The sequence below is a fragment of the Glutamicibacter arilaitensis genome (assembly GCF_044793945.1).
GTDB classification, from domain to species: Bacteria; Actinomycetota; Actinomycetes; order Actinomycetales; family Micrococcaceae; genus Glutamicibacter; species Glutamicibacter arilaitensis_B.
In genome coordinates this window covers 2000956-2016804 of sequence record NZ_CP084994.1, presented here as the reverse complement: position 1 = coordinate 2016804, position 15849 = coordinate 2000956, and the positions used below count along the sequence as shown (strand labels likewise).

Annotated in this window: 16 protein-coding genes and 1 pseudogene; 9 read left to right on the top strand and 8 right to left on the bottom strand. The window is 62.3% G+C overall.

Annotation, left to right across the window (positions count from 1 at the left end; all coding sequences use genetic code 11):
* The first annotated feature begins 2 nt into the window (after positions 1 to 2).
* Complete coding sequence (locus tag LG294_RS09430; protein WP_404285291.1) at positions 3 to 611, top strand: GrpB family protein; 609 nt, start codon at positions 3 to 5, stop codon at positions 609 to 611.
* Positions 612 to 641: 30 nt separating this feature from the next.
* On the opposite strand, the gene LG294_RS09425 is transcribed toward LG294_RS09430, so the two are convergent.
* Both LG294_RS09425 and LG294_RS09420 read right to left on the bottom strand, forming a co-directional pair.
* Entirely contained in the window at positions 642 to 1082 is a 441-nt protein-coding gene (locus LG294_RS09425) for a VOC family protein (protein WP_404285290.1), read from the bottom strand.
* A 55-nt stretch (positions 1083 to 1137) separates the two neighbouring features.
* Entirely contained in the window at positions 1138 to 2634 is a 1497-nt protein-coding gene (locus LG294_RS09420; RefSeq protein ID WP_404285289.1) for an MFS transporter, read from the bottom strand.
* A 79-nt stretch (positions 2635 to 2713) separates the two neighbouring features.
* On the opposite strand from LG294_RS09420, the gene LG294_RS09415 reads away from it, so the two are divergent.
* The 6 genes from LG294_RS09415 (at position 2714) to pdxS (ending at position 8521) form a co-directional block, all read left to right on the top strand.
* Positions 2714 to 3349 (top strand): winged helix-turn-helix domain-containing protein, encoded by a 636-nt coding sequence (locus LG294_RS09415; protein WP_404285288.1) that lies wholly within the window; start codon positions 2714 to 2716, stop codon positions 3347 to 3349.
* 120 nt (positions 3350 to 3469) lie between these two features.
* On the top strand, positions 3470 to 5482 hold the full coding sequence (thrS, locus tag LG294_RS09410) for a threonine--tRNA ligase (protein ID WP_404285287.1): 2013 nt from the start codon (positions 3470 to 3472) through the stop codon (positions 5480 to 5482).
* A gap of 23 nt (positions 5483 to 5505) precedes the next feature.
* On the top strand, positions 5506 to 6072 hold the full coding sequence (locus tag LG294_RS09405) for an HIT family protein (RefSeq protein ID WP_404285286.1): 567 nt from the start codon (positions 5506 to 5508) through the stop codon (positions 6070 to 6072).
* A gap of 173 nt (positions 6073 to 6245) precedes the next feature.
* Positions 6246 to 6854 carry an LppP/LprE family lipoprotein gene (locus LG294_RS09400; RefSeq protein WP_404285285.1) on the top strand — a complete coding sequence of 203 codons (609 nt, stop codon included), beginning with the start codon at positions 6246 to 6248 and terminating at the stop codon, positions 6852 to 6854.
* Positions 6851 to 7447 carry a hypothetical protein gene (locus LG294_RS09395; protein ID WP_404285284.1) on the top strand — a complete coding sequence of 199 codons (597 nt, stop codon included), beginning with the start codon at positions 6851 to 6853 and terminating at the stop codon, positions 7445 to 7447. Before LG294_RS09400 ends, LG294_RS09395 begins: the two co-directional genes overlap by 4 nt.
* 165 nt (positions 7448 to 7612) lie before the next feature.
* Entirely contained in the window at positions 7613 to 8521 is a 909-nt protein-coding gene (pdxS, locus tag LG294_RS09390) for a pyridoxal 5'-phosphate synthase lyase subunit PdxS (protein ID WP_404285283.1), read from the top strand.
* Positions 8522 to 8755: 234 nt separating this feature from the next.
* Here pdxS and LG294_RS09385 read toward each other — a convergent pair whose 3' ends face one another.
* From LG294_RS09385 to LG294_RS09370, 4 genes and pseudogenes are all read right to left on the bottom strand, one after another.
* Positions 8756 to 8980 (bottom strand): hypothetical protein, encoded by a 225-nt coding sequence (locus LG294_RS09385; protein ID WP_404285282.1) that lies wholly within the window; start codon positions 8978 to 8980, stop codon positions 8756 to 8758.
* Between the two features lie 128 nt (positions 8981 to 9108).
* Complete coding sequence (locus tag LG294_RS09380) at positions 9109 to 9567, bottom strand: prevent-host-death protein (RefSeq protein ID WP_404285281.1); 459 nt, start codon at positions 9565 to 9567, stop codon at positions 9109 to 9111.
* Between the two features lie 420 nt (positions 9568 to 9987).
* Positions 9988 to 10224, bottom strand: a complete 237-nt coding sequence (locus LG294_RS09375) for an Abi family protein (protein ID WP_404285280.1) — start codon at positions 10222 to 10224, stop codon at positions 9988 to 9990.
* 55 nt (positions 10225 to 10279) lie between these two features.
* Positions 10280 to 10741 (bottom strand): annotated as a pseudogene (locus LG294_RS09370) (Abi family protein); the annotation flags it as partial.
* A 317-nt stretch (positions 10742 to 11058) separates the two neighbouring features.
* On the opposite strand from LG294_RS09370, the gene LG294_RS09365 reads away from it, so the two are divergent.
* Positions 11059 to 11613: a dihydrofolate reductase family protein gene (locus LG294_RS09365; protein WP_404285279.1), complete on the top strand. Its 555-nt coding sequence runs from the start codon at positions 11059 to 11061 to the stop codon at positions 11611 to 11613.
* A gap of 79 nt (positions 11614 to 11692) precedes the next feature.
* On the opposite strand, the gene LG294_RS09360 is transcribed toward LG294_RS09365, so the two are convergent.
* Entirely contained in the window at positions 11693 to 12457 is a 765-nt protein-coding gene (locus LG294_RS09360; RefSeq protein WP_404285278.1) for a GNAT family N-acetyltransferase, read from the bottom strand.
* A complete protein-coding gene (locus LG294_RS09355) occupies positions 12457 to 14469 on the bottom strand; it encodes a M3 family metallopeptidase (RefSeq protein WP_404285277.1) in 2013 nt (670 codons plus the stop codon). The genes LG294_RS09360 and LG294_RS09355 overlap by 1 nt, the downstream gene beginning before the upstream one ends.
* 72 nt (positions 14470 to 14541) lie before the next feature.
* On the opposite strand from LG294_RS09355, the gene LG294_RS09350 reads away from it, so the two are divergent.
* Positions 14542 to 15684, top strand: a complete 1143-nt coding sequence (locus LG294_RS09350; RefSeq protein ID WP_404285276.1) for a CapA family protein — start codon at positions 14542 to 14544, stop codon at positions 15682 to 15684.
* The last annotated feature ends 165 nt before the right edge of the window (positions 15685 to 15849 follow it).

Genomic DNA, 15849 nt, shown 5'->3' with positions numbered 1-15849 from the left:
CCATGAGCACCAGCCCACCCAACAGGCCGCGGCGCCTGCGAACCGAGATTCCCAAGCCGCTGGATTCGGCACTGGTGGCAAGCCTGAGCGAAGCGGACCTCGGGCTGCGCCGTGGAGTCGTCGCTCTGGCTGCGCCGTCCCCGCGCTGGGCCCAGGCGTTCACCGGCGTCGCGAACGCACTGGACGTGAACTGGCCGGCAGGAATCAGGGCCATCGAACATATCGGATCGACCGCCGTTCCCGGGCTTGCCGCCAAACCGATTCTCGACCTCGCCATCGGCTTCGAGCCGGCCGCAAATCTGGATCGCATCCATCACTGGCTGCTGAGCTTGGGCTTTCTCTGCCTCGGCGAAAAGGACGCCTACCGTCCGGACCTGATGTACGGATTCGAAATCGAACCGGGAATCCGGCTGGTCAACGCACACGCCATCGAGCACGGATCAACCGAATGGACCGGCTACCTGGCCTTTCGGAACTACCTGCGCACGCACCCAGTCGAACGCGATGCCTATGGTGCACTCAAGCGGAGCGTGGCGTTGCAGAACCCCGGGGACCGAATCGGCTACCTCGCCGGCAAAGCCGAGTTCATCCGTGCGCGGCGAGCACGGTAAAGCAACGGGCCGCCAAGCAATCCGCAACCGCTATACCGAAGTCACATGCCCGTCCGCTCCAATGACGAACGAGGGATTATGCACAAAATCCCAGCGGAACCCATCAGGATCGGCCACGCAGGCACTCATCCCGCCCCAAGGCTGCACCGTCGGCTCGGAGACCGAGCTGGCACCGGCATCCAGCGCTCGCCGGTAGTGATGTTCAACCTCGGAATCGGAGCGCACGTTGTGGCCCAAGGATAGCGGGGGAGCCTTCTCGCCGTGGCCGATGTTGCCGTATTCGCCGGGCATCTGCGAGACGTCCCAGAGCGCGAGCATCAGTCCGTGACCGGCACGAACGAACGCGATCTCCGGGTGGGCCGGCTGGACCAGCTCGAACCCCAGTCCCTCGGTGTAGAACCTTGTTGAAGCACCGACATCGCGCACGCCGAGGGTGATTGCGCTGATGGTCGGCGGGGCCGGCTTGTTCATGGTTCAAGCCTAGATCCAGAACGATCCGCGCGGTAGAGGTTCTGTGCCTTCGCGCCTACAGGTAGTTCCACTGCTCGGTTGGCGGGAGCGGGCGATGGGTGGTGTGAGGTTGCTGGCCGTAGGGGTCGGGGAAACGTCCATGATGCGCGCGGGTCAGTCGTTTGCCGCCGTGCGATGCGCTGGTTCCGCGGGACCCACCGCTGGGGTTGGCCTCCGCTTCTGCTTTGGCGCTGCGCTCCTGCTCATTCGAGGTAGTTGCCAGCTGAACTTCATTCCACTGCTTGGTGCCGGGGATCCCGCGAATCAGCGGTGAGCACCACGCACCCATCGCGGTGAGCATTACCAGCGATCCGAAGAAGACCAGCGTGGGTCCCATGCCCAGCCACTGGATGCCGATACCGGCGCACAATGGTGCCAGCGGCAGGGCCGAGAGTGCCATGAAGGTCACCAGCGCGCTGGCCCGTCCGGCCATCTCTGCCGGGATCACCGCCATGAAGTAGCCGCCGACTCCGGCATTCAGCGCCGGCACGCTGACAAAGGACAGTGCAAGCATCGCACCCATCCACCACAGGCTGGAGCCGAACCCCATGAACAGGCTTCCCAGCCCCAGTGTGGTGAGGCAGAAGCAGGTCAACGGGCCGGTACGGAAACGGTCGATCAGCCCGGTGGCTAGCAACGAGCCCAGCAGCATCCCCACGCCCATGCACGTGGAGACCAGCCCAATCAACCACGGCGCCTCGCCGCGCTGCTGCAAACCATAAATCAGCGTGGTGATCATCCCATTGGTGCCCAGGTTGACCACGACAATCAAGATGAGCAGCATCCGCAGCTGGGGCCGGGCGAAGCACCAGCGCATCCCCGGCAGCACTCCGCCGGCGATGTTCTCGGTGGGCTGCGTGGGCATGCCGCGTACGCTGCGGGCGACGCGCAACGGGGCGGCGAGCATCCGCCCGGCCATCGCCGAGATGATCTGCAGGACGCTGACCAAGAGCAGGGTGAGGCCCGCGCCGAAGCTCAGCAGCACTCCGGCCAGCGGCGCCGAGGCCAGGATCAGCGTCGCATCGCGCCCCTGATTCGCCGCCATCGCACGGCCTAATTGCCCGGGATGCACCGCATCCTTCAATGCGGCGTTGCTGGCACTTGAGAAGTACCCCGAGCGCAGCTCCATCAGCACGTGGGCCACGCAGAGGATCAATGTTCCAAGGCTTCCGGTCCACGCCGCCACCGCCAACGCCCCGGAGAGGGCCGCGCCGGTTAGCCCGCCGAGCACGATCATCCGCGTCCGCTCGGCCCGGTCCGCCATCGCTCCGCCGGCCATGGTCAGGCTCGTGCGAGCCAGCAATCCCAGCGCCGCCAGCGCGCCGGCTTGGGCGGGGGAGCCGGTGGCCGCGAGCAGCAGCAGGGGGAGGGCGAATTGGTAGATGCCGCCGGCCAGCAGGGCCGAGGTGTCCGCGGCCCACCAGCGCCGGTAGGCGCGTTGGGCCCAAAGCCGGGGCAGCTGATTAGCCTCGGGCACAACGGTGGGCAGATCCGGAGCTGGGGTGAGGGGCATGAATCAACCATAAGTCCGCAAATAATATTGCGCAATAGAACTTGCGCAATTTAAATTGGGGAATTGCTATCATGTGCTCATGAGCCACAACGAGCCGCCGGTCACATTCACAACACCCATGCTCAAAGCCATCGCCAACCCCCTGCGTCGGCAGATTCTCGACACGCTTTCTGCCATGGAAACGGCTCGTGCGGCAGATCTGGCGCTCACCTTGGGGATTCCAGCAAATAAGGTCAGCTTCCACCTGCGCGAGTTGGCCAAAGCCGAGATGATCCTCGAAGCCCCTGAGCTGGCTCGCGACAAGCGGGATCGCGTGTGGAAGCCCGCGGCGCGCGGGTACACCACCGGCGAGGCCGGGGAGCGGCCGGAAGATCAAACCGGAACCGCCATGGACGCATATCTGGGGCAGGTCATCCATGATGAGCAGCGGCGTCTTCAGGCTGCCTTGCACCATGCCGAACAGCACTATCGGGGGCAGGAGCCCGGGCCGGTGAAGGCGCAGATGCAAACGAGCAATCTTATGCTCACCCAGGATGAAATGCAAGAGCTCATACACCGGATGGAAGAGGTGGTCCCGGCCTTCCGCGAGGACTTGAAGAGCGGCAAAATCAGCAGCTCCCAGCCGGCGGAATCACGCCAGGTATGGCATGTCATGAGCCTCTTCTCCGAGGAGTCCCTGTTGAATGAATCATATGGCGAGGATCAAACGCCGTAAAACCTGTAGTGAAAGCACGCTATGTCGGCGACCTGAACTAAACTGGATGATGGCTGGCTGTGGCCAAGGTATGCCACAAGCTATGAAGCCATCACAGATTGAAAGGCAGAACCCGATCTCATGAGCGAGCAGCGCACTCTCACCATCGATGGCGAGCAGGTCCAGGTGGACGCGGGAACAACCGGTTTGCAGTTCTATGCCAAGGATAAAGACGTGGTTGTTATGCACGTCGACGGCGTATTGCGCGACCTGGCCCGCGAGCTTGAAGCAGGCACCACCGTCACCCGTGTGACCATCAGCGATCCGGAAGGGCTGGAGGTGCTGCGCCACTCGACCGCCCACGTCATGGCCCAGGCCGTGCAGCAGCTGCGCCCGGACTCCAAGCTCGGCATCGGCCCCTACATCACCGACGGCTTCTACTTCGACTTCGACGTCGAAGAGCCGTTCACCCCGGAAGACTTGAAGCAGCTGGAAAAGATGATGCAGAAAATCATCAACCAGAACCAGCTCTTCGCCCGCCGCGAGGTCACCCCCGATGAGGCGAAGGCCGAAATGGCCGACGAGCCCTACAAGTGCGAGCTGCTGGCCAAGGCGGACTCCGATGACACCTCAGGCGAGGGTGTCAACGTTGAGGTCGGCGCCGGCGAAACCACCATCTACGACAATGTCGATCGCAAGAGTGGGGACATCGTCTGGAAGGACCTGTGCCGCGGCCCGCACCTGCCGAACACCAAGCTGATCAAAAACGCCTTCGCGCTGACCCGTTCGGCCGCCGCCTACTGGCTGGGCAGCGAGAAGAACAAGCAGCTGCAGCGCATCTACGGCACCGCCTGGCCAACCAAGGAAGACCTCAAGGCCTACCAGGAGCGCCTGGCCGAGGCCGAGCGCCGCGACCACCGCAAGCTCGGCGCGGAACTTGACCTGTTCTCCTTCCCCGATGAGCTCGGCTCCGGCCTGCCGGTGTTCCACCCCAAGGGCGGCATCATCAAGCGCGAGATGGAAGACTACGTGCGCGATCGCCACGTCGAAGAGGGCTTCCAGTACGTGGGCACCCCCCACATCTCCAAGGATGGGCTCTTCCACACCTCCGGGCACCTGCCGTACTACGCGGACACCATGTTCCCGGCGCTGCACATCGATGAGGAGCGCGACGAGGACGGCAACATCACCAAGCAGGGTCAGGAATACCGGCTGAAGGCAATGAACTGCCCGATGCACAACCTGATCTTCCGTGGCCGTGGCCGCTCCTACCGCGAGCTGCCGCTGCGCTTGTTCGAATTCGGACATGTGTACCGCTACGAGAAGTCCGGTGTGGTCCACGGCCTGACCCGCGTGCGTGGTTTCGCCCAGGATGATTCCCACTCCTATGTCACCAAGGAACAGGCCCCGGCCGAGGTTGAGCACCTGCTGAACTTCATGCTGTCCCTGCTCAAGGACTTCGGCATGGAGGACTTCTACCTGGAACTGTCCACTCGTGACGAGTCCGATAAGTTCATCGGCTCCAACGAGCAGTGGGACGAAGCCACCGCGGTGCTGGAACGCGTAGCCACCGAATCCGGCGTCGAGCTCGTCGCCGATCCCGGCGGCGCGGCCTTCTACGGTCCGAAGATCTCGGTTCAGGCCAAGGACGCCATCGGCCGCACCTGGCAGATGGGCACCGTGCAGTACGACTTCAACCAGCCGGCACGCTTCGGTCTGGAATACCAGGCAGCCGACGGTTCCCGCCAGGAACCGGTGATGATCCACGCGGCGAAGTTCGGTTCCATCGAACGCTTCCTGGGTGTGCTCACCGAGCACTACGCCGGCGCTTTCCCGGCCTGGCTCTCCCCAGTCCAGGTTCGTGCCATTCCGGTGGCCGAGGCATTCAATGATTATCTGGCCGAGGTCGTCGCCAAGCTGAAGGCCCAGGGCGTGCGCGTGGAGCTTGATGACTCTTCGGATCGCTTCCCGAAGAAGATCCGCAACGCATCCAAGGACAAGATCCCGTTTGTGCTCATCGCCGGTGGCGAGGATGCCGACGCGAATGCGGTCTCCTTCCGCTTCCGCGATGGCAGCCAAGAGAATCAGGTTCCGGTCGATGACGCGGTAGCCCGCATCGTCGAGGCCATCAAGAGCCGCGACAACAGTAACTAGTACAGGCAAGGGAGTCCATGGGTATGCAACACCAAACGGATCGGTCCGTCACCGACGATTTTGAACTCGCCGGCGTGCCGGATTCGTTCCAGCGCCTGTGGACTCCCTACCGTATGGCCTACATCAAGGGCGGGCAGGACCAAGTAAAGGACGAGGCTAGCTGCCCGTTCTGCGCCGGTCCGAAGCGCACCGATGAAGAGGCGCTGATCGTGCACCGAGGGAAAACCTGCTACGTGATCCTGAACCTGTTCCCGTACAACCCGGGGCACCTGCTGGTCTGCCCCTACCGCCACGTGCCGAACTATACGGATATCACTGTGGAAGAGACCGCGGAGATGGCGTCCTTGGCCCAGCAGTCGATGCGCGTGCTGCGCAAGGTCTCCAACCCCGCGGGCTTCAACTTAGGCATGAACCAGGGCGAAGCTGGGGGAGCGGGCATCGCCGCGCACCTGCATCAGCACATCGTGCCGCGCTGGAGCGGGGACGGGAACTTCTTCCCGATCATCGCGCAGACCAAAGCCATCCCGCAGACGCTCTCCGAGGTCCGCGAGGCCATTGCCGATGCGTGGAATAGCGAAAACCCGGCCTAGGGATAGGAAATGCTTGACCCGGGGCGGTGAGAACGTTGAATCGTTCTTACCGCCCCGCTGCGTTTAAGGCCATTTCCCCTGCCTCATCTGGCGATTTGCTAGATCAAACTCGGATCAACGTAGCTAGACTGTTGCTGTCCGCTCAAGATCCACGCGCATTGCCGAAGGAAATCATGCACCGTAGTGCAGGCTGCACTCTCAAGGTTCTGTCGCTGTCGGCGGCACTTGCGCTGCTTCTTGGCGCGTGCGTTGCGCCCGAGGCTCTGCAAGCCGAGTCCGATTCGCCTCGGGGCGAGCCCAGCGCCATGCCACCTTCCAGCGCAGCTGAACCGAGCGAAACACCCGAGGTATCCTGTGGACCTGAAATGACCACGGGCGAACTGGCGAAACTTGCGGCCAAGCTGCCTGCGCCAAAGATTTCCACCGGCGCGGTCATGGGCTGGAAGTGGGATCCGGACTCCGCAGATGCGGCAACCTATGACCCATGCGCCGCGCTGTCATGGATCACCTTTCCCATCGAAGGGGCCACCGGATCTTCTCCCTACATCATTGCCCTCTTCCACGGGAGCACCTATCAAGGCGCGGCGACCCGGACTGGCTTCGGCTTCTACCCCGAGGTAGAACGCGTTGCCGATGCACGCTTGCAGGTCACCTTTAGCTACGCTAAAAACTCAGAATCGAACGCCGACGCCTCGGGCCGCGCGCTCTCCACTTACATCTGGGACGAGAACACCAAATCCGTCAAGCATCACGGCGGGTTCCCACCCGGGTACGCGCCATGACATCGACCGCAACCCTAGCAGAACTCCGCGCCTGGATAATCGGCGGCACCGAGCATGAAATCCGTTTGGCAGTCCAAGGTGCCGCGCAGTACTCAATCGGCACCCTGGCCGAGTTGGTCGAAGAGCTGCACTTTGACTACGACGAGGCCTGCGACAAGTTCCTGCGCGACTGGCTGGAAACACTTAGCCCGCTGGAACGCCTAGCGGCTGCGGTGCGCACCGAGCACTTCTACCAGCTTGGCTTGTGCGCAATTCCCCAGGCGGCGGATCGCGCACTGCTGCAGGTGATGGAGTCGGTCAAACCCGCTATCGAGGAGCTGGCCGGAAGTTTCGAATGGACCCATCGCCGGGCCAGCGATCCAGATCCTTCCTTCACCAAGCGCTATACCCAGCGCCTTGTCGCCTACGCCGAACAGCTGCGTTCGGTGGCCGAGGATATCGGCAACGATGTGCCGCTGGTGCGCCACATCTCCGACGAGGTTGCGCGCTTGGAGAAGGCAGATCCGGAAGGTTGCGGACAACCGGCAAAATACCGGGTCGCGGACGCCCTGGAGCTGGACCCTGAACTCCCGCATAAAAAACTCGTTGACTAGTGGATTGATCTCTATAGTCAATGTTACGCACTAACCCGCAACTGGAGGATAAATCCACCTGTCGGCTATTGTGACGCAACACGGGAGGTAATAAAGCAAAGCGCTCCTACGATTACTGGCATAGCACCATTGTGCAATCACGTGTTCGAAAGGAATTTCCCGAAAATGTCATCAGCAGATCAGCGTCGCGATACCGTCCTCGGCTCCCAGCGCGTCAAGCGCGGCATGGCCGAAATGCTCAAGGGCGGCGTCATCATGGACGTTGTCACTCCAGAACAGGCACGCATCGCCGAAGATGCCGGTGCCGTGGCAGTGATGGCACTCGAACGCGTTCCTGCCGACATCCGCGCACAGGGCGGCGTCTCGCGAATGAGCGACCCGGACATGATCGACTCGATCATCGCCGAGGTATCCATCCCGGTGATGGCCAAGGCCCGCATTGGCCACTTCGTCGAGGCGCAGATCCTGCAGTCCCTCGGCGTGGACTACATCGACGAGTCCGAGGTGCTTTCCCCGGCAGACTACGAGCACCACATCGACAAGTGGCCATTCACCGTGCCATTCGTCTGCGGCGCAACCAACTTGGGTGAGGCACTGCGCCGCATCAACGAGGGCGCGGCAATGATCCGTTCCAAGGGCGAAGCAGGCACCGGCGACGTTTCGAACGCCACCGGGCACATGCGCAAGATCCGCGCCGAAATCGCCAAGCTGGCAGCTCTGCCAGAAGACGAGCTCTACGTGGCGGCCAAGGAATTGCAGGCCCCATACGAGCTGGTCAAGGAAATCGCAGCGACCGGAAAGCTTCCCGTGGTGCTCTTCACCGCCGGTGGCATCGCCACCCCTGCAGATGCAGCGATGATGATGCAGTTGGGCGCCGATGGTGTATTCGTCGGTTCGGGTATCTTCAAGTCCGGCAACCCGGAGCAGCGCGCCGCGGCCGTCGTGAAGGCCACCACCTTCTTCGACAACCCGGATGAGCTGGCCAAGATCTCCCGCGGTCTGGGCGAAGCGATGGTCGGCATCAACGTAAACGAGATTCCCGAGCCACACCGCCTCTCCGAGCGCGGCTGGTAAACGCTACTAACTGGCACTCTCCGGGGTCATGCTGCCTGCAATGGGTGGCGTGGCCCCGGTTCGTTAAGCTCATCGTTGCAGGCAGATGCAGTGATCAACGGATGATGGCGGTTGGCAGATGTCTGCCTTTCGACCAGCACGAGATGCAGATAAATCAGAACTGGATGTGGGCACGGTTTGGCATGACTCGCCCGCAGAGTGGCGAGTCCACGTAGTTCATTCGACGAAAAGGGGCTACTTCGTTTCATTCGGGTGGCTCGTGTGAACCTGTTCCAGGAAGACCGTGCGCTCGTGGACGTAGAACCAGATGCGGGCCGTTCCCTTCGCAGTCGGTTTGTGTTGCCACCGCTCGTGCGACGCCTCCCCGCGTGAGATCGTGCCGAGCTCGCCCTTGAGCCTATAGTTCAGCGGTGTCGTGGTCAGGGGAGTCAGCGTGAGAAAGTCCCAAGTCTCTGTCATGGGGTTGCGAATGGTGGCGACGAGGTCCTGCCACCCTCTTCGCGCGCTTGTAGTTGCGAACCGGATTTCGTACTCGACCCGCTTTGGAGGGCGAGGAACCAATTCGCCCTTTTTTGCGGACGCCACGGCTAGGGGCGCTCCACGGTCATGTCCTCGCCGAGCCACTCGAGGTCAACGTTGCCGAGTCCGGCGGCGACGGCCGTGGCAGTTTCCTTCCAAGACGTCAGCTCCGCAATCGCCAGATGCGGTTGGTTGGTTGAGAATGAGGCGCGCGCGGCATCAACAAGATTTTGCGTACAGGATTCCCGATCTACCGGTGAAAGGGCGAGCATCCATGGGAAAGCCTTGGTCATTCGTTCGGCGAGCGAGCCGCTGCCGTCAAGAGTGACTGTGATGAGTTGTGCGGCGAAATTCAGCAGCTGCGAGCGGCCCTCGGCTTCGCGCTGTGACATGAGCACCAGCGACTCACCGTCGCGCCGGGTCACCGTCACTGGGTGGTCTTCAGCCTCGGCGAAGACCTCGGCGGAGTGCTTGCTCAGATCGGAGGAGCGCCTTGTGGCTGAAGGGAGACTTGCTGCGAAACTCATAAAAAGAGTATATTCGGAATGTGTTCGGAAGTCTACGGAATTGATTTTCCGTAGTGGCGACTGGATTTCTGGCGCGCGACGCGAAGGACAGGCCCAGACAAGTACCGCTAGGCAACGGCCTGTGCCTGACCGTTCTTACCACCCTTTTTCTGTCCGTCATGTTCAGTGGGGATATGGAGATACACCCTTGCGCAGACGATGACCTCGCCATACGTTACTCAAGCTGGAAAGCCACGGGACCAAGGCCTGATGTAACTCAACGCCAGAGCGCGAAAGATTCCCAGTTCCGCTGCGCACCGATTGATTCGATAGACAGGGCATGAGATTCAGGGAAGTCTCGTAGCAACGCGACCAATCCATCGACCAATCCGAGCCCTGGTCGATGGATGGCAGCAAGTGCGCAATGACCTCTAAGGCATTCTAGGTGCCGAAAATGCCCTTCGAAGAATTTTCGTCTCGCAAGTGGTCGAGCGCGGGGACTAACCCGGTCTTGGGTCGGCCCGTTGCGTTCTGTAGCTTCCGGTTGAAGAGTCTCGCGTGGTGCACCGCGACGTTCCGCACGTAATTCAGGCTTGAGACCCAGCTGATCATGAGTTTCTTCGCCGGAACGCCGAACGCCGAGGCTATCTCCTCCGCATCTTGCCTTCTGAAGTCCACGATAAACGACGGCGAGATGTCCGAGCTCTAGAATTTCGGTGAACGCCCAGACCGGCATTCGGTCCTCATGCTTTTCCCGAAAATGCTCGACGAACTGCTCGTCGAAGCTGGCCCTCCGATCATTGACTCGCTGGAGCCACTGTTCATGCCGGCTCGGTGCGCGGGCGTGTGCGTCGATTCCATGATTCGTGAAGGCGGCCGTGAAACAGCTCGAGTCTTTGTAGGCGAAGGGTGACCTCCGGCCGAGTACGTAGCCAATCTGCGTCCTCAGGGCGACCTCGATGCGCTCAACACCGTCCAGAACGAGCATCCGTAGTTGCCGGTCGAAATCGATGACCTGATCCGCGTGCCACAGACTTGTCCCGGGTCGGTAATCACTGAGAACCCGGATCCGAGTCTGCCCATGGGCATCGACGTGCTTCTCGGACTGGCGGAACGGGTATAAGTATCTGGTAAGCCGGTAGTACCCAACTCCTCGGAGGACTGCCGCAGCTCGGTTTCGATCCTCGATCTCCATACCGTGCCCAATGAGTCGATCGATCTGTTCGTCGACGGATAGCCACGGTTTCGCGTACACTGCCACGGGCCGCCCAACAAAGAAAATCAGCCCGCACCTTGCGGCAACGGGCTGATCATGATGACTTCAATTCTAACGCAAGGAGCTTGAGTTCCTGCCTCTTTTGGAAGCGAAAGCGCCGTTGTCAACGCGTACAACGATCAGTTCTTGCCAGTCGAAAGCCGGCAACCGCCGAGGGGTTTCGGCCTTCGCAAAGAATTCCGTGAAGATGCCGGTGCCGTGCTTGCAGCAGTTGCGAAGAATGGCAGACTAAGCCCATGACGCAAATTATTTTCGACGCGGCCGTCACCCTGAACGGCTTCTTGGCCGATGAGAACCACAGCCTGCAATGGCTCTTCGACGTCCCCGGTGCCGGCGAACCCGATCCGGGGCTGCTGCCGCAAAACGTGGGCGTGCACGTGGAGGGTGCCAACACCTACCTGTGGGTGCTGGAACACGAAAACCTGATGGCGGAGCCGGCTAGGTGGCAAGAGCTCTACGGAGCTAAACCAACCTACGTCTTCACCCACCGGCAGTTGCCGATTCCCGACGGGGCGAATGTGAAACTGCTTAGCGGCTCGGTCGCCGAGCACCTGCCGGAGCTTCGGCGCGCGGCGGGCGAGGCGGATATCTGGGTGCTCGGCGGCGGGGAACTGCTGGGCCAGTTCCTCGATATCAATGCGCTGGATCGGCTCGCGCTGACAATCGCTCCGGCCACGCTGGCCGGGGGAGCAGCCCTGCTGCCACGCACCATCGGCAGCGAGAAGCTGGAACTGACCGAAGCGCGCCAAGCTGGCCCCTTCGCCCGGCTCGTCTACCGGGTCAAACCCTGAATCGGGGAAAACAAGAGTTAAACGGCAATGGCGGGAACCGGTGGAAAACCGGTGTCCCGCCACAGTCCTTTGCTGGAAGCTACTTCCAGGAGCGCAGAATCATATGCCTTCCGCGGCCGAGCAGACGCAGCCCATTGGAGCTGAAGAAATCGGCGCTACCCGGGGTGCAGGCGGCCAGCAGCTCTTGGGTTGCTTCCTCATCGGGCGGATCAAGCGGGTTGATCAGCGCACGGGAAAGCCCATGCAAGAGCGCGGTCCCCACGCCCTGGCGCCGATAGCCGGTGCCCACGGCCAGAGAATGCACCATCAGCTGCCCGCCCAGACCCTGCTGCACGAATCCGCGTCCGACGATGTCGCCCTCTTCGGTGCGCGCCACCGCGTGCTCCACGCGCCGCAGCGCCGGGTGCCCGCTGGAAAGCTGAGAGGAAGGGTCACGCCACAGATTCGTCACCTTCAGTTCGGCGGCATCCGCGCCGGTAGCCTCGGGAACGTTATTGCCCAAGCGGATTTTCCCCTCCCAGCGATTCATCGGGATCGCCAGTCGTCCGGCATGCCAAGCGATCTGCGCGCTGTCGGTGAAGCCGGCTTCCTTCAGCCCCGAGGCATCGGACCCGGAGTTCACCCAGGCCTCCACCCGGTGTGCACCCAGCCGCATCCCCTCGGCCAGCGCCGGACGCAGCCCCGCTGGATCGGCATGTTCGGGGAACAGCAGCACCAGGCGCTTGCGCACCGGCTGCCAGGCCCAAGAACATCCGTGGGTGGTAAAGATCTTGCCGCCGGTGGCTACCGCGAGGGCCTGCTGCCAATGGCTGAGAGCTTCCTGCGCGGAGGCAATTGTCGTCATTATTCTGCGTTCACCAATCCTCGACGGCGCAGCAACGGTTCTACCCGTGCGCTGCGACCGCGGAACATTTCGTAAGACTCTAGTGGATCGCGCGTATTTCCACGCGCGAGCAATTCCTCACGGAACCGCATTCCATTTTCGCGCATTAAGCCCCCATTTTCCTCGAACCACTGCACAGTGTCGGCATCCAGTACCTCGGACCAGATGTAGGAGTAGTACCCGGCCGAGTAGCCATTGGCGAAAATATGCTGGAAATACGCGGTTCGATAGCGCGGCGGGATCAATTCGGGGGTGAACCCGAAGTTGGTTAATGTCTCACGCTCGAATTGCTCCGGATCAGCGATGCGCGTGCCGGGGGCAATCGTATGCCAGGCCCAGTCCAGCACGCTGGCCGCCAGATATTCGGTGGTCGCGAATCCCTGGCCCCACAGTTCTGCCGCGCGGATCTTCTTTATGGTCTGCTCCGCCAGCGCCTCGCCGCTTTGGTAGTGCTTGGCATAATCGCCGACCACCTCGGGGTGCAGTACCCACATCTCGTTGACCTGCGAAGGGAATTCGACGAAGTCCCGGGGCACCGAAGTCCCCGAAAGCGTCGCATACTTCCCGTTGGACAGCAGCCCGTGCAGGGCGTGCCCGAACTCGTGGAAAAGCGTATTGGTCTCATCCAAGGTCAGCAGGATCGGCTGGCCTTCGCCGGGCGCGGCGATGTTCAGCGTATTGGTCACGATGGGACGCTCGCCCAAATCCGAAGCTGCATCGCGCAGGGAAGTCATCCACGCGCCGCCCTTCTTCGTCCCACGCGCCAAGAAGTCTCCGCTGTACAGGCCCAATGCAGACCCATCGGCGTCGCTTACCTCCCAGACCCGCACCTGTGGATGATAGGTCGGCAAATCGAAGCGTTCGGCAAAGCTCAGCCCATAGAGTTTTCCGGCGGTGGCGAAAACGCCCTGGTGCAACACCGAATCCAGTTCGAAGTAGGGACGCAGGGCCGCTGAATCCACCGCATAGCGCTCGCGCAGCACCTGATTGGAATAGTAGGACCAGTCCCAGGCGTTCAGCTGGCCGCCGGCCAATTCGCGCAGCGTTTCCGCTTCGGCATCCGCGTTCCGCACTGCGGCCAGGGTCAGCTCCTTCAGGCGCGTGGCCACTGCCTGCGTGGATGGCGCGGTCGCGTCGGCCAGCACCGTTTCGGCATGGTTGGCAAAACCGAGCAATGCCGCCCGATCAGCCCGCACCGCGGCCATCTCCGCGGCCAGCGGCAGCGTTGAGTTCTCGCCCAAACCGCGGCTGAGCGAGGCTTCGAATACCTTGCGGCGAGACTCGGACCGAGCCAAGGAGGCCAGTACCGGTTGCCCGGTGGGGGAGACCAGCGGCAAGAGGAAACCGGTCTCGTGCCCGGCAGCTGCGGCCGCGGCGCGGGCGGAGTCCAGACGGGCCGGTTCCAGGCCTTCAAGCTCCTGGGCCTCGGCAAAGTAGACCGCGTGGGCGTTCTGGTTTTCCAGCGCCTTGCTGGAGAACTCGGTGGACAGCTGGGAAAGCCGCGCGTTCAGAGTCTTGAGCTCCTCCTTGGCTTGCGCGTCCAGTCGGGCGCCCGCAAGCTCGAAGGATTTGAGCGTTTCGCCGGCCAGCCGGGCATCTTCGCCCTGCAGCGTTCCAAGGTCTACACCGCTAAGCCGCGCATAGAGATCCGGGTTCAGCTGGATTTCGTCGCTCTGCGCGCTCATGATGCCGCTGAGTTCGGACTGGATCGCGCGCAGTTCTTCGGTGCCGTGCGCCGAAAGCACGCTGAAATAGGCCATCAGCGTGCGGCGCAGCAGCTGCCCGCTGCGTTCCAGCGCGAGGAAGGTGTTCTCGAAGTCCGCCGGGGCGGAGTCGGCCACGATGGCGGCTATCTGCCCGAGGTGCTCCTCGGCACCAGCGCGGACGGCCTGCAGGTAGTCTTCGGCGGTGATATTCGCGAAATCTGGCCACTGGTAGGGCAGTACGCTGGGTTTCAGAAGCGGGTTGGGCATAGTGCCAGATAACCACAGGACACGTGATTTAGCTTGCATTAACACGATCGGCCAGCCGATAGGGTGGAACCCATGAAGTCACGCGCGCTGCCCGCGATCCTCGCATTGTTCCTGCTCGCAGGCTGTTCCGCGGCCGAAGAGGACGCGCCCTCCCTGACCAGTTCGGCTCCGGCGGCCACAAACCCCGCCGCACCCAGCGCCAGTGCCAGCAAAGCTCCCGAGCCGCAGGAATTCTCGCTGATGGCCACCGGCGATGTTCTGCTGCATCCGCAACTGCTCGATGAAGCTAAAACGCCGGATGGATATGACTTCCTGCCGCTGCTCGCAGGGCTGAAACCCTATGTGCAGGACGCGGACGCGGCGCTGTGCAACCTGGAGACGCCGATCGGCACCGCGCCCTACTCCGGCTACCCGATGTTCAGCGTTCCAGCGCAGATCGTCGCGGACCTGGCCAAGATCGGCTACGACGGCTGCACCACCGCCACCAACCACACCGTGGATAAGGGCACCGCCGGGGTCAACCGCACCCTGGACAGCTTGGAAAAGCAGGACCTGTTCGCCACCGGCTCCTACCGCACCGCCAAGGAGGCAGCTGCGCCTCCGATCATGACGGTGGACGGAGTGAAGCTCGGGGTCATCGCCAGCACCTATTCGCTGAACGGGATGCGCGCGGACACCGACTGGCAGGTGGATACCGGGGTAAGCGCACCCAAACTCATCCAGCGCGCCAAACAAGCAAGCAAAGACGGAGCCGAGCTCGTCGTCGCCGCAATCCACGAGGGCGCCGAATACAGCAGCAAACCCACCGAGGCGCAACGCAAGCTCGGACGCACCCTGGCCGAATCCGGAGCCATTGACTTCATCTACATGCACCACACCCACTCGGTGCTGCCCATCGAGAAGCATGCCGGAACCTGGATCGTCTACGGCCTGGGCAACTCGGTCGCCAAGCACGCCACCCCCACGATCCTGAACCGCGAGGGGATCAGCATCAAAGCCACCTTCACCCGCAATCCGAAGGATGAGTGGGGGCTCAGCGAGCTGGCCTGGGTTCCGCATCAGCTCAGCAATTCTCCGGTGCGCTGGTGCCAGGTGGCCACCGTAAGCGACTGCCTGCCTGCCGCCGATGCGAAGGCTTCGCTTGCGCGCACCACGCAAACCGTGAACGCCTTTGATGCATTCGACGACGGGCTGGTGCCCTGGGAAGTTAATTAGCCAGGTGCCCCCGCGTAGCGGCCACGCTGATCATCGAGTAGGCACATAACATGTGCCTTCCGCACCGGACCGACATGAATTTCACGGATAGTACCGCCCAGGGCAACGCTCGATTGTTCAATGGGGCTCCAAACACTTCTCGGATCTGTGGCTCAACCTTTCCAA